This window comes from Kitasatospora sp. NPDC059160, from assembly GCF_042755465.1.
Taxonomy (GTDB): domain Bacteria; phylum Actinomycetota; class Actinomycetes; order Streptomycetales; family Streptomycetaceae; genus Kitasatospora.
Map to the genome: position 1 here is coordinate 42,885 of NZ_JBHZCN010000037.1, position 17,746 is coordinate 60,630.

Genomic DNA, 17,746 nt, shown 5'->3' on the forward strand with positions numbered 1-17,746 from the left:
GTGCAGCGAACCTGTTACCAACGTTCATGGTGAAGCCATGGAGGCGCTGATTGTGACCGTAACCGGACCGCTCGCGCAAATAATGAATTGAAAATGAAAAACCGGAAGCCGACTGCTACAGCTGGTTACCGACTGTGCGCCTCGCACGGCCCCGTGCGGCACCTACACTGTCGTCGTTGCGCATGACACTCTTGCACATCCTGCCGCTCCAATGGGCAGGTTCATGCAATATCGGGCGCCGCTGTGCCATGTGACAGTCCGAATATGCAATGGAGGTCGCGGGTGGTCGATCGTCAGATCGCGTCCGAGCGAATCGGGGACGCACGGAATGCGCGCCCGGAGCCCGCCGGAACCATCCTGGTCGGCCGCAGTCTCGGGCTGCGCGGTGCGGTCAACGCCCGCGATCTGGGCGGGCACCAGACGGCCGGCGGAGGGGTGCTGCGGGCCGGCGTGGTCCTGCGCAGCGATGGCCTGAACCGTGTCACCGCCGAGGACCTCGACCCGCTGGGCGCGCTCGGCCTGCGCGCGGTGGTCGACCTGCGCAGCGCCGACGAGGTCCGCGAGGCCGGTCCGGACGTCCTGCCGGGCGGTGTGACGGCGCACCATCTCCCGCTGCTGGCAACGGACTTCGACATCCACGCGACACTGCGCGGCGCCCTGGCGGAGCGCAGCCCGGACAAGCAGCGCGCCCTGCTCGGCGACGGCCGGGCGGCCGCCATGATGACCGGCCTCTACCGCTGGTTCGTCACCGACCGGGAGGCCCGCGAGACCTTCGCCGCCCTGCTGCGGCTGCTGGCGGCCCCGGACGGCGTGCCGCTGCTGTTCCACTGCTCGGCGGGCAAGGACCGCACCGGCTGGGCCGCGGCGCTGCTGCTGACCGCGCTGGGTGTGGACCGCGAGACCGTGCTCGCCGACTACCTGCTCACCAACGAGCGGGTCGCGGCCGTGGTCGAGCTGGTGCTGGCGGACTTCGCCGGCCGCGGCCTGATGCGCGAGCCCGAGCTCCTGCTGCCGGTCTTCCGGGCCGAGCGCGACTACCTGGACGCGGCCTTCGCCGAGGTCGCGTCCGGCTGGGGCGACTTCGCCGCGTTCTGGCGCGAGGGGCTCGGGCTGGACGACCGGGTGCTGGCCGGGCTGCGTGCCAACCTGCTGGACGGCGAAGGGAGTTGATCCCGCCGCCGTCGGCGGTCAGCCCTCGTTTCAGCCTTCGTTGATGAGCCCCGCGCGGAGCTGGGTCAGCGTCCGGGTGAGCAGGCGGGAGACGTGCATCTGGGAGATCCCGATCTCCTCGCCGATCTGCGACTGGGTGAGGTTGCCGAAGAACCGCAGCATGATGATCCGGCGCTCGCGCGGCGGCAGCTTGGCCAGCAGCGGCTTGAGCGACTCCCGGTACTCCACGCCCTCCAGCGCGAGGTCCTCGTAGCCGAGCCGCTCGGCCAGCGGCCCCTCGCTGTCCTCCTCGCCGGGGCTGGAGTCCAAGGAGGAGGCGGTGTAGGCGTTGCCCACCGCGAGGCCCTCGACCACGTCCTCCTCGCTGACCCCGAGGCAGGCGGCCAGTTCGGCGACGGTGGGGGAGCGGTCCAGCCGCTGGGACAGTTCGTCGCCGGCCTTGGTGAGCGCCAGCCGCAGCTCCTGGAGCCGTCGCGGCACCCGGACCGACCAGCTGGTGTCCCGGAAGAAGCGCTTGATCTCGCCGACCACGGTGGGCATCGCGAAGGTGGGGAACTCCACCCCGCGTTCCGGGTCGAAGCGGTCGATCGCCTTGATCAGGCCGATGGTGCCGACCTGGACGATGTCCTCCATCGGCTCGTTGCGGCTGCGGAAGCGCGCCGAGGCGTACCGGACCAGCGGCAGGTTGAGCTCGATCAGGGTGTCGCGGACGTAGGTGTGCTCCGCGCTGCCGGGCTCCAGTGCGGCCAGCCGCAGGAAGAGCGAACGGGAGAGCGTCCGGGTGTCCAGCCCGGAGCCGGGCGGTGCCGCGCCGGCGGCCCCGGCGCCGGGCGCTCCCGGGCCGGGCCTCGCGGGGGACGTGGCCCGCTGGAGCGGGATCCGGTCCCCGGCGACCGCCGTACCCTCGGCCTGACCAGCGTGGATCTCCGCAGTGCCCAGCTCTCCGGACATGCACCCACCCCCTCGTGACTGACAGTTGAACGGGGGCCGTCGCACGGAGGTTCCCGGCGGGGGCCCAACCCCCTGCATACCGGAACACGGTGCACGGCAAACCCGAACGTCGCAAGATGTCACGCCGGGGTAACGCGCTGCAATCTCACTCTTCCCAGGAGTTGCCGGTCCGAAGCCTGGTCAGGATCCGTGAGAGCAGCCGGGAGACGTGCATCTGGGACATCCCCAGTTCGGTGCTGATCTGCGACTGGGTGAGGTTGGCGAAGAACCGCAGCATCACGATCCGCCGCTCCCGCTCGGGGAGTTGGACCAGCAGGTGGCGCACCATGTCGCGGTGCTCGACCTCGGCCAGCGCGGCGTCCTCGTAGCCGAGCCGGTCCAGCAGGGCGAGTCCGCCCTCGTGCTCCTGGGCGGCCTCCAGCGAGGCGGCGTTGTAGGCGCGCCCGGCGTCCAGGCAGGCCCGGACGTCCTCCTCGGGGATCCGGAGGCTGGCGGCGATCTCCGGCACCTTGGGGGCCCGCCCGTGCAGCACCGTCAGCTCCTCCATGGCGCCGCTGACCTGGACCCAGAGCTCCTGGAGCCGGCGTGGGACGTGCATGGTGCGGACGTTGTCCCGGAAGTAGCGCTTGATCTCGCCCAGGATGGTCGGCAGCGCGTAGGTGGGGAACTGGACGCCCCGGGTCGGGTCGAAGCGGTCGATCGCGTTGATCAGGCCGATGGTGCCGACCTGGACGACGTCCTCCATCGGCTCGCTGCGGCTGCGGAAGCGGGTGGCGGCGTAGCGGACCAGGGGGATGTTCACCTCGATCAGGGCGGCCCGGACCCGTTCCCGTTCGGGGGCGTCGGGGGGCAGCTCGGTGAGCCGCTCGAACAGCACCCGGGTGAGCGTCCGGACGTCCACGGCGGGGCGACCGCCGGGGCCGCGGAGCCCGTCCGGGCGGAGCTCGCCGGCCGGACTGATGATCGCGGCCAACACCTCGTCCACGGACACGTCCCCCCTCCCAAATCGACAACGGTGGGCCCTGCGGATCGTGTGTCGCGGCTGGTTCGGTACCTCGCCATGTCCGGCAAAACCGGTCATAGCATCACAAGGTGGGCGCAGGTCGGGCAAGCACCCGGTGGAGGTGTGTTGGTGGGCTGCGCGGCCGGTGGCCACCCGGTCGGCGAGGCGCCGCAAGGGTTGTTCCGGGGCAGACGGAGACGCCCCGCCCGGGAGCCGGGCGGGGCGGGCGCGGGCCGTCCGGGGGACGGCGGCGGGGGTCAGACCTCGATGTCGGCGATCACCCAGGTCGCGAACTCGCGCCACAGGCCGGCCGCGGCCTGGTGCGCGGGGTGGGTCAGGTAGGCCTGGAGGGCCGTGCGGTCCTCGACCAGGCTGTTGATCGCGTAGTCGTACGCGATGTCGCGCTCGGTGGTGTTCCAGCCGCACTCCCACTCGCGCAGCTCGGGGACCAGTGCGCCGAGCTCCTCGAACGCCTTGGCGGCGGCGAGCACGCGCTGCTCGTCCTTGGCGACGCCTTCGTCGAGCTTGAACAGGACCAGGTGGCGGATCACGATTGCCGCTCCTTACTTGATCAGACCGGTCATGAAGGTGCCGACCGCCTTGGCCGCGTTCGAGATGCCCTCGAAGCCCAGCTGGACGAGTTCGGCTGACCGGGCCGGTGAGGTGATGATCGAGTAGAGCACGAAGATGAGCAGGAGGGCCATGCCGATCTTCTTCGCCTGCGCCATCGTGACCTTCCTCCCTGCGGTGGGCCGCCGTCATCCGGTCCCCGAGCAGCCCTGCACGGCAGCTTATCCACCGGACGGGCTATCAAGTGTGCGACGCGTTCGCCCGGCGGGACGAAGGTCCCCGCGAGTGGGGCCTTTCTCCGGATGCCCGGGCCGGGGCCGGGCGGCAGGATGGATGACGTGCCGAGGATCTGGCAGGAATCCCCGGCACGTGGATCCGGAGCCCCCGCTGTGGGACCGGTGGTCGCGGCTTCCCCCCTCGCGGCCCCGGTTGTGGGACTCCGCCGGGGGAGCGGTCAGTCCCCCCGAGCCGCTCCCCCTCCAAGGCTCCGTACGAGCCGGGCAATGGTGGTCATCGGCCCGGAGTGCGGAGCCTTCTCCGCGTCCGGGAGCCTTTCCCGCGTCAGGTGGCGCCCCGCCGCCGTCCGGAGCGCGCGAGCGGGCCGCGAACGGGCCGGGGCGCGCAAACGCCGAGGGCCCGTCCGTGATCGGACGGGCCCTCGGGCTTTCGAGCGGTAGCGGTGGGATTCGAACCCACGGTGGAGTTGCCCCCACACACGCTTTCGAGGCGTGCTCCTTTGGCCGCTCGGACACGCTACCGAGGGGAACTCTACCGGACGGGTGGCGCGGTCACGAAATCCTTACCGGGCGGGCCGTCGCCGGGCGGCTCAGCGGTGGGTGTCGAAGAAGGCGCGCAGCTGCTCGCCGCACTCCTCGGCGAGCACGCCCCAGATCACCTCGGGCCGGTGGTTGAGCCGGCGGTCGCGCATCACGTCGAAGAGCGAGCCGGCCGCGCCGGCCTTCTCGTCGAGGGCGCCGTAGACCACCCGGTCGATCCGGGACAGCACGATGGCGCCGGCGCACATCGTGCACGGCTCCAGGGTGACCACCAGGGTGCAGCCGCTGAGCCGCCACTCCCCGACCCGTTCGGCGGCCTGCCGGATCGCGACCACCTCGGCGTGCGCGGTCGGGTCGCCGACCGCCTCGCGCTCGTTGTGGCCGCGCCCGATCACCTCGCCGTCCGGGCCCAGGACGAGCGCCCCGACCGGGACGTCCCCGGTGGCCGGCGCCAGGGCGGCCTCGGCGATGGCGAGGCGCATCGGCGCCGCCCAGCGGTCGCGGACCGGGTCGGGGCGGACGGGAGCGGGCAGCGGGGGGACGTACGGGACGGTCAGCGGGGTGGATGCGGGCTGCATGGCATCCAGTGTCGGGCATCCGGTGGCGGACACCGGTGCGACCGGTGCCGCTACCGGACCGCTTCCAGGACCTCGCCGCAGCCCAGGGCCTCGGCGATCTCCTCCAGGGCGTCGCCCGGCACCGCGCCCTCGCCGCTGAGGGAGAGCAGGGCGTCGGCGGCCAGGCCGAACTCGGTCAGCAGGTGGGCGTCGCCGAGCGGGCCGACCGGGACGCCGCCGTGGGCGTCCGCGTCCTCGTCGTCCTGCTCCTCGGTCTCCGCGTCCTCGTCCAGCAGGTGGTCCAGGTCGCCGAACTCGCTCTCGCCGGCCTGGTCGACCAGTTCGTCGGTGAGGACGGAGCCGTAGGAGCTGCGGGCGGCGGCGGCGCCGTCCGACACGAAGATCCGCGGGTCGTCCTCACCGTCCACCCGGACGATGGCGAACCACGAGTCCTCCTGTTCGATGAAGATCAGGACGCTGTCGTCGTCCTGCGCGCAGGCGCGGGCCAGATCGGCCAGATCGGCCAGGGTTTCGACGTCGTCGAGCTCCGTCTCGCTCACGTCCCACCCGTCCTCGGAGCGAGCAAGCACTGCAGCGAAGTACGCCACCAGGGACACTCCCAAGATCATCGGTCTCGGCTGTCGGCGCGCTCGGGCGGCGCGGAATTCTGGCCGCCCCCGCGCCAGAGGCGGTCCGCTTGTTCGGACCGTCCCATCGGAATCGTGACAGAAAGCCCGCCCTCGCGGGGGGTGTTCGGCAGCGCGTCTTTGCAGGTCGTGTCGGAAGGGCCGGGCGGTGCGGGGAGGAGCCGGGCCGGGGCCGTCCGAAGCCGGTCGAATTTCGGCCGGACCGCCCGGTGGGGCCGCGGTGGGGCGGCGGTGGGGGTGGTCAGATCCGGAAGGTGCGCATCCGCATCGCTTCGCGCATCCGCCGTTCCTTGGTCCGCCGGGGCTGGACGCGCTCCCTCAACTCGCGGGCCTCGGCGAGTTCGCGCAGGAAGACGGCCCGCCGCTTGCGGCGCTCCGTCTCGGTCTCCGGGGGCTCCTGCGGCGGGCCGGCGCGAAGGGCCGGCCCGTCGACGGGCTCGTCGGCCGAGCCGTCCCCGGCCCTCGGGTTGCTCGTCATAAGACGTGACATTCCCAGAACGGCCGGGTTGATACCACAGGAGCCGGTTCCGTCCGGACATTCCTGGCACGTCACGGCGTGTCACCGGAAGGTGACCGCCGCCGGTCGACGGCCTGGCACGGCGTGTCGTACAGGCGTCCAGGACCGGGCTAACCTCGGTACATGCGTCTCCACGTCGTCGACCACCCCCTGGTCGCCCACAAGCTCTCCACCCTGCGCGACGAGCGCACCGACTCGCCGACCTTCCGTCGCCTGACCGACGAGCTGGTGACCCTCCTCGCCTACGAGGCCACCCGGGACGTCCGCACCGACGAGGTGGAGATCACCACGCCCGTGGCGGTCACCCTCGGCACCCGGCTCAGCTACCCGCGCCCGCTGGTCGTCCCGATCCTGCGGGCCGGCCTCGGCATGCTGGACGGGATGACCCGCCTGCTGCCGACCGCCGAGGTCGGCTTCCTCGGCATGGTGCGCAACGAGGAGACCCTGGAGGCCTCCACGTACGCCACCCGGATGCCCGACGACCTCTCCGGCCGCCAGGTCTACGTGCTCGACCCGATGCTGGCCACCGGCGGCACCCTGGTCGCCGCGATCAGGATGCTGATCGAGCGCGGTGCCACCGACGTCACCGCCGTGGTGCTGCTGGCCGCGCCGGAGGGCGTCGAGGTGATGGAGCGCGAGCTGGCCGGCCTGCCGGTCACCGTGGTCACCGCCGCCGTGGACGAGCGGCTGAACGAGAACGGCTACATCGTCCCCGGCCTGGGCGACGCGGGCGACCGGCTGTACGGCACGGCCGGCTGAGCGACCCCCCTCCGAACGTCCGAGAGCCCCCCGGCACTGCGTCTGCCGGGGGGCTCTCCTGGTTCCTGTGCCGCGCCTCAGCAGCTGCCGGTGGCGCTCGGGGTGGGGGAGGGCTTGACGGCCAGGGCGAGGGCCGCGGCCGCCTGGGTCTCGTCCAGCAGGGCGTTGTAGCTGTCGCCGATCACGAAGTCCACGCTGGTGTCGGTACGGGCGTCGGCGGTCACGCTGGCCCCGGCGATCTGGGAGCCCACCAGGGTGCCGGCCGCGACGCCGGTCGGGCCGGCGATCACCTGGGCGGTGCCGGGCACCTTCTTGTCCAGCTCGGCGGGGGCGTTGCCGACCTTGCCGATGGTGAAGCCGCGCTTCTTGAGCTCGTCGGCGGTCCGTCCGGCCAGGCCGGCCTTGGTGGTGGCGTTGTAGACGTTCACCGTGACGGCCGAGGGCTGCGGGACGGCGTGCGGGTCGACCGGCGCGCCGGAGGCCGCGGGGGCGCCCGGGGTGGCGCCCGCCGTCGGGGCGGCCAGCGGCTTCCCGGACGGGGTGGCGCAGGCCTGGGCGGAGGCGTTCCTGTCCTTGTCGCGGAAGATGTCGTACAGCTGGACGCCGCCGAGGCCGATCAGGGCCAGGGCGAGCAGGGCCGCGAGTGCGGCGATCACCTTGCGACTCTTCTTCGGGGGCCGGCCCAGCCGCGGGTAGGCGTTGCCGGTGACGCGGTACTGCTTCCCCTTGAGGCCTTGGGGAGTCAACATGCTCACGGGTCTGTCTCCCCCTCGTGCCGGGGCGGGGTCGGGATGACGGGTGGGCCAGGGCGGGGGGTCCTCCGGGAGCGGGCGGATCCCCTGGTCGCGGCCGTAGTCAGCAGCGTAGTGCCGGACAGCTGTGAAGGTACTAAACGATCATCATCTGGAGTACCCCGGTACCCGAAAGGGGGTACCCGGGTACGCGCGGACCGCCCTCCGCCGGGTGGCGAGGGGGCGGTCCGGAGTCGGCGGAGTGCGGCCGTCAGTCCATTTCCAGGACACGGGCGTGCAGCACCTGGCGCTGCTGCAGCGCGGCCCGTACGGCCCGGTGCAGCCCGTCCTCCAGGTAGAGGTCGCCGCGCCACTTGACCACGTGGGCGAAGAGGTCGCCGTAGAAGGTCGAGTCCTCGGCCAGCAGGGTTTCCAGGTCGAGCTGGCCCTTGGTGGTCACCAGCTGGTCGAGCCGCACCGGGCGTGGGGCGACGTCAGCCCACTGTCGGGTGCTCGTCCGGCCGTGATCCGGGTACGGCCGCCCATTGCCGATGCGCTTGAAGATCACACGGAAAGCCTACCGTTCGGACGGCGCACGGCGCAGCAGCCGTGCCTCCGCCACGCGCACCGGTGCGAGCTGCGCGGGGGCGATTGCGGCTGTTTGATGGGAAATGTCGCGAACATCGCCCGGTCCCGGCCGGGTTCAGGCCCGGCTTCCGACCGCCGATCCCGTCCAGGAGCGTGCACCGATGGACTCCGCCCCCACCCCGACGACCGTCCGGGAGATCGCCGACGGGTACGCCTTCACCGGGCCCGCCCTCGACCTCGGCGCGGTGCTGCTGGACGGCACCGCCTACCCCGACGCGCAGGTGCGCGTCCCGCTCGCGGTCCTCAACCGGCACGGACTGGTCGCCGGGGCCACCGGCACCGGGAAGACCAAGACCCTCCAGCTGATCGCCGAACAGCTCTCCGCCCAGGGCGTGCCGGTGTTCCTCGCCGACATCAAGGGGGACGTCTCCGGCATCGCCGCACCCGGCACGCCCGGCGAGCGCACCGCCGCCCGCGCCGCCGAGGTCGGACAGGACTGGACGCCGCTGGGCTGCCCGGTCGACTTCCACTCGCTCGGCGGGCAGGGCGCCGGCATCCCGATCCGGGCCACCGTCACCAGCTTCGGCCCGCTGCTGCTGTCCAAGGTGCTGGACCTGAACGAGACCCAGGAGTCCTCGCTCAGCCTGGTGTTCCACTACGCCGACCGCAACGGCCTGGAGCTCTACGACCTCAAGGACCTCACCGCCGTCATCGGCCACCTCACCTCGCCCGAGGGCAAGGAGGAGCTGCGCACCATCGGCGGCCTCTCCGCCGCCACCGCCGGGGTGATCCTGCGGGCGCTGACCGTGCTGGAGAACGAGGGCGCCGGGGCGTTCTTCGGCGAGCCCGAGTTCGACACCGCCGAGCTGCTGCGCACCACCGCGGACGGCAGGGGCGTCGTCTCGGTGCTGGAACTGCCCGCCGTGCAGGACCGGCCGCGGCTGTTCTCCACCTTCCTGATGTGGCTGCTCGCCGACCTCTACCAGGAGCTGCCCGAGGTCGGCGACCTCGACCGGCCCAAGCTGGTGTTCTTCTTCGACGAGGCGCACCTGCTGTTCAAGGGCGCCTCCAAGGCCTTCCTGGAGGCGATCACCCAGACCGTGCGGCTGATCCGCTCCAAGGGCGTGGGCATCTTCTTCGTGACCCAGACGCCGCGGGACGTCCCCGCCGAGGTGCTCGCCCAGCTGGGCAACCGGGTGCAGCACGCGCTGCGCGCCTTCACCCCGGACGACGCCAAGGCGCTCAAGGCCACCGTCTCCACCTTCCCCCGGTCCACCTACGACCTCGCGACGGTGCTCACCTCGCTGGGCACCGGCGAGGCCGTGGTGACCGTGCTCTCCGAGAAGGGCGCGCCGACGCCGGTCGCGGCGACCAGGCTGCGGGCGCCCCGCTCGCTGATGGGGCCGATCGAGCCGGGGGCGCTCCAGGCGGCCGTGGACGCCTCGCCGTTGACGGCGCGCTACCGGGACGCGATCGACCGGGAGTCCGCGTACGAGAAGCTGGCGGCCCGGGCGCCCCGGCCGGACGCGGCACCGGTCGGGCCGGCGGAGCCCGAACCCGCGCCCGCGCCCGCTCCGCGGCGGGAGGAACCCCAGGGGGCGGGCGGGCTGCTGGGCTCGCTGCTCAACAACCCGACGGTGAAGTCCTTCGCGCGCTCGGCCGGGAAGCAGCTCGGGCAGGAGATCTCGCGCAGCCTGTTCGGGACGTCCAAGCGGCGGCGCTGAGTTCGGGCGCCGGGCGCCGTGCGCCGCTACCCGGCGAGGGCCGCGCCGATCCGGTCCAGCGAGGACAGCCGCATCAGGCCGTAGTGGTAGAACTCGACCTCGGGGACGCCGAGTCGGCGCAGTTCGGCGAGCTTGGCGGCGAGGTTCTCCGGGCCGTCGCAGTCCGAGGCCATCGGGCGCAGGATCACCGCCATCCGCTCCGGGCGGACGCCGTGCAGGGCGAACGCGGCGACCTTCTCCCGGACTTCGCGCGCGGTCGCGGCGTAGCCGAGGGTCTCGATCTGGTCGGTGGCCCGGGCGAGGGCGGGCAGGTCGATGCCGGACAGCCAGCCCTTGCCGGGGCCGCCGCCGTCCATGAAGCTCAGCCGCATGCCGAGGCGGCGGGCCTGCTCGGTGAGGTCGGCGGCGAGCGCGGTGACGGTGGCGGCGGAGGCGTCCACGTACGCGGCGAAGGCGCCGTCGGCCAGGGTGCTGAGGTCGGCGGGCGCGGCGGCGGCGTGCCGGTCGGCCAGCCGGCGCCGCAGTTCGGCCCGGACGGCCTCGGCGACCCGGTCGGCCGGGACGCCCGCGCGGGTGGCGGCGGCGCGGCAGTGCGGGCAGAAGCAGACGCCGAGCAGGGCCTCGGCGGTCGGGCCCAGCTCCTCGAAGTAGCGCTCGTGGTGGTAGCCGTGGCGCAGGCCGTGGAAGTGCAGGGACTCGGCGCGGATCGCGTCCACGCCGTAGCGGGCGAGCTCCGCCACCAGGGTCAGCGCGTACTCGCGGACCTCGGGGTGGGCCGGGCAGAGCTCGGTGAGGTGGCGGTCGCCGAAGGCGTTGGCCGGGGCGCAGTCGGGGTGGGCGAAGCCGAGCCGGTCGTTGTGGCAGAAGACCGTCCAGGCGTGCAGTTTCAGGCCGCGGCGGCCCGCCTCGGCGGCGGCCTCGGCGAAGGGGTCGCGGTCGCCGATCGCGGTGGACGGCACGGGTGCCAGCCGGCGGCCCTGCCAGCGGGCCGGGTCGGGGCGGAAGTAGGCGGCGCCCGGCTCCAGGTAGCGGATCACCCGGCGGGGGTTGTGCGGGAAGACGTCACGGGCCTCGTGGTAGACGGAGGCCAGGGTGACGCCGCCGACGCCGGCCCGGTCGGTGAGGTTGCCGAAGAAGGTGTCGGCGCCCTCGTCGAGCAGGTCGGTGGCGAAGGCGAGGACGGACGACTCCACGGTGCGGCTCCGGAGCTGGGGGCAGGTGCGCCGTTCACGCTAGCCGCAGGGGTGGCAATGGTCTATACCTGGCGGGGCCGATCGGCCGAGGGCGCCCGCTCGGCCGGACGGGCCGGACGGGCTGGACGGGCTGGACGGGCTGGACGGGCCGGACACTAGAGGCCCAGGTCGTCGAGCTCCTTGAGCAGGGCGGCGTTGGGGCTGTCCGGGGCGGGGGTGGCGGCCGGGGCGGGGGCCGCGGGCACCGGCTTCGACCGGGCCCGGTCGCGGAGCAGGACGGCGGCGGCCAGTCCGCCGATCAGCCCGCCGAGGTGGCCCAGCCAGCTGACGCCGGGGAAGACCGGCAGCACGCCGATCAGGATCGTCCAGTAGACCGCGGCGACGCCGAGGCCGACGACCGCGTCGAGCACGTTGCGGTCCAGGACGCCGCGCAGCACCACGTAGCCGAGGTAGCCGTAGACCATGCCGCTCGCCCCGGCCGTCACGTGGTTCGGGCTCTCCAGCAGCCAGACCAGCAGCCCGCCGGAGACCGTGATCACCAGGCTCGCCAGCAGGAACTTCCGCATGCCCCGGTAGGCGGCCAGGAAGCCGAGCACGAACAGCGGCCAGGAGTTGGAGACGATGTGGTCCCAGCTGAAGTGCAGGAAGGGCATGGTGAACATCTCGGGCAGGTCGTCCACCCGCTCCGAGCGCAGCCCGTACTCCCTGGACAGGTCGTAGTCGTCCAGCCAGTTCACCACCTGGACCGCCCAGATGACGGCCTGGATCCCGAGCATGGTCAACAGCGCGCGGCGGGAATCCGAGAGCAACTGGGCGAGTTTCGAGGCCATGAGGTCGACTGTAGGGGCCGCCGGATCGGTCGTGCACCCCATTACAGTGACCGATGTCATCCCGACCGTGAGAGGTGCACCCAATGAGTGTTCGCCCGCCGCTGCCGTACGAGTTCCTGCCGCAGGTGCCGTCCTTCCCGCTGAGCAGCGAGGACTTCACCGAAGGCGCCACGCTGGACCGGGAGTTCATCCACGCGGGCGGCAACCTCTCGCCGCAGCTGGCCTGGTCGGACCTGCCGGAGGGCACCCGGAGCATCGCCGTCACCTGCTACGACCCGGACGCCCCGACCGGCTCCGGCTGGTGGCACTGGCTCGCCCTGAACCTGCCCGCCGACACCGTCGAACTGCCGCGCGGCGCCGGTTCCTCGGACGACGCCCTGCCCGGCGCGGACTCCTTCCACGGCCGCAACGACTTCCCCTCCCACCAGTACGACGGCGCCGCCCCGCCGCCCGGAGCCCCGCACCGGTACGTGTTCGCGGTGCACGCGCTGGACGTCGAGAAGCTCGACGTCGGCGCCGACACCCCGCCGGCCCAGGTGGGCTTCCACCTCACCTTCCACACCCTGGGCCGGGCGCTGCTGACCGGCGAGTACGGGGTCTGAGCGGCGTGGTGCCCGGACGTCCGGTCGAGGTCTGGCGGCTGCCCGAGGAGGAGCGGCGGGCCGGCCGCCGGGCCGTGACCTGGACGGTCGGGCCGGACGGGGACCTGGCCGTCCTGCTGGTGCCGGAGGAGTACGCGGCGCCGGCCGGGTCGTGGCCGGCCGTCCGGCTGCCCTACGACGGCGAGGTGCTGGTGGCACCCGGGACGGCCGGTGAGCGGCGGGTGCCGCTCACCGGCGTCGCGGTGCCGCCGGACCACCTGGCGCTGCTGCCGGGCGGGCGGGTGCTGCTGGCGGCCGTCCGGGCGGACCGGGACGGCGAGGAGTGGCTGCCGAACGGCTCCGTGTACGGCCCCGACGGGACGCCGGGGGCGGAACTCGTCCTCGGTGACGACACGGGTGTGCTGGTGACCGACCGGGACGGCCGGATCTGGATGGCCTACGGCGACGAGGGCATCTACGGCGACCACCCGACGGCCACCGCGGGACTGCTGGCCGCCGACGCCCGGGGGCGGGTGGTGTGGAGTCCGACCGGCCTGCCGGCCGACCCGCTGGAGGGCCTGGCCGGTGCGACCGAGGGCCGGTGCGCCTGGCTGGCCTGGTACCCGAGCTCCTCGGGCAGCCACCTCACCCGGATCGACCCGGCCGACGGGTCGTCGGGCACGGTGCCCTGCCCCGCCCGGCAGCCGGTCGGCTTCGCGGTCCGGGGGCGCGAGGGCGTCTTCCTCACCGGGGGCGGCGAGTTGACCTGGCAGCTGCTGGTCGGGAAGGCCTGGAAGCAGACCGCGCGGCGCAAGCCGGACCTGCCCGGCGAGCTCGACCGGCAGCGGGCGTACGGGCGGGACGGCGTGCTGTGGTTCCGCCGCGGTGACGGCTGGTACCGGGTGTCCGTTTAGGTGCTGTCGGGCCTGGGCCCGTCGTTCGCGGCATTCGCGGCCCGCGCCGCGACCGTGCGCAGGTGCTCGCGCAGCTCCGGGGGTTCGTGCACCTCGAAGTCGCAGTCCAGCATGAGCAGTCCGGCCGCCATCCACTTCAGCGAGTCCGCGCGGGCGCGCAGCCGGCAGCTGTGGTCGTCGATCGGCTCGATCTCGTAGTCGCCCGTCCAGGGCATCCAGCCGTCGACCTCGGCGGCGGGGCGGTGCACGGTGGCCACCATGGAGCGGGTCGGCGAGCGGCGCAGCCGGTTGGCCACGAAGACGGCGGCGTCCTCGGCGGGGAGCGGGCGCGGGGTGAAGCGGGCGCCGGTGGCGAAGGGGTCGGCGATCCGGTCGACCCGGAAGAGCCGCCAGTCGTCCCGGTCCAGGTCGTAGCCGATCAGGTACCAGCGGCGGCCGGTGGAGACCAGGCGTTCGGGTTCGACGTTGCGCCGGGTCTCGGCGCCGTCGCGGGCCCGGTAGCCGAAGCGCAGCCGCTCGTGGTTGGTGACGGCGCCGGCCAGCAGGGTCAGCGCCTCCGGGTCGACGGTCGGGCCGTCCCCGGTGAGCAGCGGCACGGTGGCGGAGTTGAGGGTGCCCACCCGGTGCCGCAGCCGGGCCGGCAGCACCTGGAGCAGCTTGCCGAGGGCCCGTACCGAGGCCTCCTCGATGCCGACCACGGCGTGCCCGGCGGCCGCCCGCAGGCCCACCGCGATGGCCACCGCCTCCTCGTCGTCCAGCAGCAGCGGCGGCATCGCGGTGCCCGCGACCAGCCGGTAGCCGCCGACCGCGCCCATGCTGGCCTGCACCGGGTAGCCGAGCTCGCGCAGCCGGTCGATGTCGCGGCGGATCGTGCGGGGGCTGACGCCGAGCCGCTCGGCGAGTTCGCTGCCGGGCCATTCGCGCGGGGTCTGCAGCAGGGAGAGCAGGTTGAGCAGTCGGGCCGGGGTGTCGGTCATGCCGTCCAGCATGCCGGAGCAAGTGGGACAGCTCCTGACCTACATGGCCGTTACCGTCCTCGATGTGGAGAAGCGGACGAGCGAGGAGAACGGCATGAGTACGGCGGGAGCCGACCGGCGGAGGTGGATCGCGCTGGCGATCGTGATGGTCGCCTCCTTCATGGACCTGGTGGACGTGACCATCGTCAACATCGCCATCCCCAGCATCCAGCAGGACACCGGCGCCTCGTTCAGCGCCATCCAGTGGGTCACCGGCGGCTACGCGCTGGCCTTCGCCATCGGGCTGATCACCGGCGGACGGCTCGGCGACATCCACGGCCGCAAGCGGCTGTTCCTGATCGGGATCACCGGCTTCACGCTGGCCTCCGCGCTGTGCGGTCTGGCCGGCGGCCCGGAGATGCTGGTCGCGATGCGGATCCTCCAGGGCGGGACGGCCGCCCTCATGGTGCCGCAGGTGCTGTCGATCATCCACGCCACCTTCCCGGCGGAGGAGCGCGGCAAGGTCTTCGGGATGTTCGGCGCGGTGGTCGGCCTGGGCGCGGTGTCCGGTCCCATGATCGGTGCGCTGCTCACCGAGTGGAACCTGCTCGGCCTCGAATGGCGGCCGATCTTCCTGATCAACCTGCCGGTCGGCATCGCCGGGCTGCTCCTCGGCCGCCGCTTCATCGACGAGTCCAAGGCCGAGCACGCGCTCAAGCTCGACCTGGTCGGCGTCGCGCTGGCCAGCCTCGGCCTGCTGATGCTGATCTACCCGCTGACCCACGGCCGGGAGGCCGGCTGGCCGCTCTGGGGCTACCTGTCGATGGCCGGCAGCCTGCCGGTGTTCCTGCTGTTCGTGGCGTACGAGAAGGTCAAGACCCGGCGGGACGGCTCGCCGCTGGTCGAGCTGTCGCTGTTCCGGGTGAAGAGCTTCGCGGCCGGGATCTGCGTGCAGCTGGCCTTCGGCGTCGCGCTGGGCATCTTCTTCCTGGTCTGGACCCTCTACATGCAGGTCGGCCTCGGCTGGAGCCCGCTCAAGGCCGGTGCCACCGGCATCCCCTTCTCGATCGCCGTCTCCACGGCGGCCGGGCTGTCGGTGCAGAAGCTGGTGCCGCGCTTCGGGCGCAAGGTGCTCCAGGCGGGCGCGCTGGTGATGGCGGCGGGCGTGCTCACCTACATCTGGGAGGCCGACCGGTACGGGACGGCCATCTCGGCCTGGCAGATGGCGCTGCCGCTGGTCGTGATGGGCCTCGGGATGGGGCTGATCGTCGCGCCGATCACCGACGCGGTGCTGTCCGAGGTGCCGCGCCGGCACGCCGGCTCGGCCTCCGGCCTGATCAACACCGTGCAGCAGGTCGGCAACGCGCTCGGGCTCGGCCTGGTGTCGGTCGCCTTCTTCGGCGCGATGGACGACGTGGTCGCGCCCGACGCGCTGGGGACGGCCTTCGGCGGGGCGTTCGTGCACGCGATGTGGTGGGTCACGGGGGTGCTGGTGGCGGTGTTCCTGCTGATGTTCGCGCTGCCGCGCAAGCGGGCGGTGGCGCCGGTCGAGGCCGGCGGGTCGGAGGGGACCGACGGCTCGGAGCGTCCCGGCGGCCCGGCGGAGACCGGCGGCTCGGATGAGGCCGGCGGTTCGGAGGAGACCGCGGTGGAGCGGCCGGTCCTGGTCTGAGCCCCGCTCCTCCCGGCCCGGGGCCCCGGTCGCACTGCGCGACCGGGGCCCTCACCGCACACTGGGAGGGTCATGGACCGTACGGCGGTGGACTCCTCGGTGCTGCGCTCGGTCGGGTACGACCCCCGGGCGCGGGTGCTGGAGCTGGAGTTCACCGGCGGGCGGGTCTACCGGTACGCGGGCGTGCCGCCCCGGGTGTACCGGGAGCTGCTCGCGGCGGAGAGCCACGGGCGGTACTTCGTACGGTCGGTGCGCGGGCGCTACGCCTACGCGGCGGTGCCGGCCGGCCGGTAGGTTCAACGGGCCCCGGTGACGGCCGCGGTGACGGACCGGCTGGTGGTGCGGGGCTTCGCGGCGGCCTTGGCCTCCTTCGCGGCGCGCTTCGTCTCCTGCTTGAACTCCCGCACCAGGATGAGGGATTCGGGCCCGGTGATGTCGGCGACCGAGCGGTGCGCGCCCTCCTCGCCGTACGCGCCGGCCGCCTCGCGCCAGCCCTCCGGCCGTACCCCGTACTGCTTGCCGAGCAGGGCCAGGAAGATCTGCGACTTCTGCTTGCCGAAGCCGGGCAGCGCGTTGAGCCGGCTGAGCAGCTCCTTTCCGGTGCGGGCGTCCTTCCACAGCGCGGCGGCGTCGCCGTCGTACTGCGCGACCAGGAACTGGCACAACTGCTGGACCCGTTTGGCCATCGCGGCCGGGTAGCGGTGGACGGCCGGTTTGGCCGACAGCAGGGCGACGAACTCCTCGGGGCCGTAGGTGGCGATCTCGTGGGCGTCGAGATCGTCCCCGCCGAGTCGTCGGGCGATGGTCAGCGGGCCGGTGAACGCCCATTCCATCGGGACCTGTTGGTCCAGCAGCATGCCGACGAGCGCGGCGAGCGCGCTCCGTCCGAGCAGTTCGTCGGCCTCGGGCTGCTGGGCGAGCCGGACGGTGACGTTCATGAGGTGGGGCCTCCTCGGAGTTGACGTCGGTCGGCGCCCAGTCTGGATGACGCGGCGTGGGCGGACACCGTCAACACGCCCGTAGCTGGGGAAGTCTTGGTGTTCAAACCCTTGTCAGGCCTGCTTTGTTCGTTGGCGGAGCGGTTGTCGGGGGCTGCTCGCGGGTGCGACGGAAAAATATTTGTCCGTGGCTGTCACATCGGTCGCGCGGGCCGGGTCAGTGCTGTGTCCGACCGGATCCGAGCACATCGGATCGACCACCCACCGAACGGGGAGCACTCCAATGTCCGTCGCCCACACCGTCGTCACCGTCCTCGGCGCCCTCATGGTCGGCTTCTCGGCGTACTCCGTCTTCGCCGGGGCCGAGTACGTCGTGGGGCCGCTCGCCGAGTACGGCGTCCCGCGCGCCTGGTGGACCTGGCTCGGCGTGGCCAAGGCCGCCGGCGCCCTCGGCCTGCTGGCCGGCCTCGCCGTCCCGGCCGTCGGCTACACGGCCGCCGTCGGCATCGTCCTCTACTTCCTCGGCGCCGTGGTCACCGTCGCCCGCGCCCGCGCCTACGCCCACATCCCCTTCCCGCTGATCTACCTGGCCCCGGCCGCCGCCTCCCTCGCCCTCGGCCTCGCCGCCTGACCCACCCCCCGCCCCCTGGGCCGGCCCACCGCCCGGCG

At 72.9% G+C, this 17,746-nt stretch carries 21 protein-coding genes and 1 tRNA gene; 8 read left to right on the forward strand and 14 right to left on the reverse strand.

All coding sequences use genetic code 11. The features are described 5' to 3' along the window. Positions 1 to 282 precede the first annotated feature (282 nt). Entirely contained in the window at positions 283 to 1,170 is an 888-nt protein-coding gene (locus tag ACFXOZ_RS17955; protein ID WP_380591344.1) for a tyrosine-protein phosphatase, read from the forward strand. Between the two features lie 30 nt (positions 1,171 to 1,200). Here ACFXOZ_RS17955 and ACFXOZ_RS17960 read toward each other — a convergent pair whose 3' ends face one another. From ACFXOZ_RS17960 to ACFXOZ_RS17995, 8 genes are all read right to left on the reverse strand, one after another. Further along, positions 1,201 to 2,121 carry an RNA polymerase sigma factor SigF gene (locus ACFXOZ_RS17960; RefSeq protein WP_380396449.1) on the reverse strand — a complete coding sequence of 307 codons (921 nt, stop codon included), beginning with the start codon at positions 2,119 to 2,121 and terminating at the stop codon, positions 1,201 to 1,203. Between the two features lie 145 nt (positions 2,122 to 2,266). Further along, positions 2,267 to 3,106: an RNA polymerase sigma factor SigF gene (locus tag ACFXOZ_RS17965; RefSeq protein WP_375882921.1), complete on the reverse strand. Its 840-nt coding sequence runs from the start codon at positions 3,104 to 3,106 to the stop codon at positions 2,267 to 2,269. Between the two features lie 275 nt (positions 3,107 to 3,381). Further along, on the reverse strand, positions 3,382 to 3,675 hold the full coding sequence (locus ACFXOZ_RS17970; protein WP_375882594.1) for a Dabb family protein: 294 nt from the start codon (positions 3,673 to 3,675) through the stop codon (positions 3,382 to 3,384). A gap of 12 nt (positions 3,676 to 3,687) precedes the next feature. Further along, a complete protein-coding gene (locus tag ACFXOZ_RS17975; RefSeq protein WP_188304848.1) occupies positions 3,688 to 3,852 on the reverse strand; it encodes a hypothetical protein in 165 nt (54 codons plus the stop codon). Positions 3,853 to 4,365: 513 nt separating this feature from the next. Then, positions 4,366 to 4,452, reverse strand: a tRNA-Ser gene (locus ACFXOZ_RS17980). A gap of 68 nt (positions 4,453 to 4,520) precedes the next feature. Then, on the reverse strand, positions 4,521 to 5,048 hold the full coding sequence (gene tadA, locus ACFXOZ_RS17985) for a tRNA adenosine(34) deaminase TadA (protein ID WP_375882590.1): 528 nt from the start codon (positions 5,046 to 5,048) through the stop codon (positions 4,521 to 4,523). Between the two features lie 50 nt (positions 5,049 to 5,098). After that, positions 5,099 to 5,656 (reverse strand): tRNA adenosine deaminase-associated protein, encoded by a 558-nt coding sequence (locus ACFXOZ_RS17990; RefSeq protein ID WP_375882588.1) that lies wholly within the window; start codon positions 5,654 to 5,656, stop codon positions 5,099 to 5,101. Positions 5,657 to 5,915: 259 nt separating this feature from the next. Continuing rightward, the gene (locus ACFXOZ_RS17995) at positions 5,916 to 6,152 is read right to left on the reverse strand and encodes a hypothetical protein (RefSeq protein ID WP_375882586.1); all 237 of its coding nucleotides are present in this window, start codon (positions 6,150 to 6,152) and stop codon (positions 5,916 to 5,918) included. Between the two features lie 162 nt (positions 6,153 to 6,314). Between ACFXOZ_RS17995 and upp the strand changes: the two genes are divergently transcribed. Continuing rightward, entirely contained in the window at positions 6,315 to 6,950 is a 636-nt protein-coding gene (upp, locus tag ACFXOZ_RS18000; RefSeq protein WP_049650159.1) for a uracil phosphoribosyltransferase, read from the forward strand. A 77-nt stretch (positions 6,951 to 7,027) separates the two neighbouring features. Here the strand turns inward: upp and ACFXOZ_RS18005 are convergent, their stop codons facing one another. Next, positions 7,028 to 7,699 carry a LytR C-terminal domain-containing protein gene (locus tag ACFXOZ_RS18005; RefSeq protein WP_380591406.1) on the reverse strand — a complete coding sequence of 224 codons (672 nt, stop codon included), beginning with the start codon at positions 7,697 to 7,699 and terminating at the stop codon, positions 7,028 to 7,030. Positions 7,700 to 7,952: 253 nt separating this feature from the next. Continuing rightward, a complete protein-coding gene (locus tag ACFXOZ_RS18010) occupies positions 7,953 to 8,249 on the reverse strand; it encodes a type II toxin-antitoxin system VapB family antitoxin (RefSeq protein WP_014136828.1) in 297 nt (98 codons plus the stop codon). A gap of 181 nt (positions 8,250 to 8,430) precedes the next feature. On the opposite strand from ACFXOZ_RS18010, the gene ACFXOZ_RS18015 reads away from it, so the two are divergent. Then, a complete protein-coding gene (locus ACFXOZ_RS18015) occupies positions 8,431 to 9,993 on the forward strand; it encodes a helicase HerA-like domain-containing protein (RefSeq protein WP_380523420.1) in 1,563 nt (520 codons plus the stop codon). Positions 9,994 to 10,019: 26 nt separating this feature from the next. Here ACFXOZ_RS18015 and ACFXOZ_RS18020 read toward each other — a convergent pair whose 3' ends face one another. Together ACFXOZ_RS18020 and ACFXOZ_RS18025 are read right to left on the reverse strand one after the other, a co-directional pair. Beyond that, positions 10,020 to 11,186 carry a hypothetical protein gene (locus tag ACFXOZ_RS18020; protein WP_380591347.1) on the reverse strand — a complete coding sequence of 389 codons (1,167 nt, stop codon included), beginning with the start codon at positions 11,184 to 11,186 and terminating at the stop codon, positions 10,020 to 10,022. A 155-nt stretch (positions 11,187 to 11,341) separates the two neighbouring features. Continuing rightward, complete coding sequence (locus tag ACFXOZ_RS18025) at positions 11,342 to 12,016, reverse strand: rhomboid family intramembrane serine protease (protein ID WP_380591350.1); 675 nt, start codon at positions 12,014 to 12,016, stop codon at positions 11,342 to 11,344. A gap of 83 nt (positions 12,017 to 12,099) precedes the next feature. Here ACFXOZ_RS18025 and ACFXOZ_RS18030 point away from each other — a divergent pair, with 83 nt between their 5' ends. After that, entirely contained in the window at positions 12,100 to 12,618 is a 519-nt protein-coding gene (locus ACFXOZ_RS18030) for a YbhB/YbcL family Raf kinase inhibitor-like protein (protein ID WP_375882577.1), read from the forward strand. Between the two features lie 5 nt (positions 12,619 to 12,623). Continuing rightward, complete coding sequence (locus ACFXOZ_RS18035; protein ID WP_380591353.1) at positions 12,624 to 13,511, forward strand: hypothetical protein; 888 nt, start codon at positions 12,624 to 12,626, stop codon at positions 13,509 to 13,511. Here ACFXOZ_RS18035 and ACFXOZ_RS18040 read toward each other — a convergent pair. Next, the gene (locus tag ACFXOZ_RS18040) at positions 13,508 to 14,488 is read right to left on the reverse strand and encodes a helix-turn-helix transcriptional regulator (protein ID WP_380591356.1); all 981 of its coding nucleotides are present in this window, start codon (positions 14,486 to 14,488) and stop codon (positions 13,508 to 13,510) included. The genes ACFXOZ_RS18035 and ACFXOZ_RS18040 overlap by 4 nt on opposite strands. 94 nt (positions 14,489 to 14,582) lie before the next feature. Between ACFXOZ_RS18040 and ACFXOZ_RS18045 the strand changes: the two genes are divergently transcribed. Continuing rightward, on the forward strand, positions 14,583 to 16,139 hold the full coding sequence (locus ACFXOZ_RS18045) for an MFS transporter (protein ID WP_380591359.1): 1,557 nt from the start codon (positions 14,583 to 14,585) through the stop codon (positions 16,137 to 16,139). 72 nt (positions 16,140 to 16,211) lie between these two features. Beyond that, positions 16,212 to 16,433, forward strand: coding sequence for a KTSC domain-containing protein (locus ACFXOZ_RS18050; protein WP_380591362.1), 222 nt, complete (start codon positions 16,212 to 16,214; stop codon positions 16,431 to 16,433). Between the two features lie 2 nt (positions 16,434 to 16,435). Here the strand turns inward: ACFXOZ_RS18050 and ACFXOZ_RS18055 are convergent, their stop codons facing one another. Beyond that, positions 16,436 to 17,077 carry an HhH-GPD-type base excision DNA repair protein gene (locus tag ACFXOZ_RS18055; protein ID WP_375882569.1) on the reverse strand — a complete coding sequence of 214 codons (642 nt, stop codon included), beginning with the start codon at positions 17,075 to 17,077 and terminating at the stop codon, positions 16,436 to 16,438. A gap of 283 nt (positions 17,078 to 17,360) precedes the next feature. On the opposite strand from ACFXOZ_RS18055, the gene ACFXOZ_RS18060 reads away from it, so the two are divergent. Further along, positions 17,361 to 17,708, forward strand: a complete 348-nt coding sequence (locus ACFXOZ_RS18060; RefSeq protein WP_380591365.1) for a DoxX family protein — start codon at positions 17,361 to 17,363, stop codon at positions 17,706 to 17,708. The last annotated feature ends 38 nt before the right edge of the window (positions 17,709 to 17,746 follow it).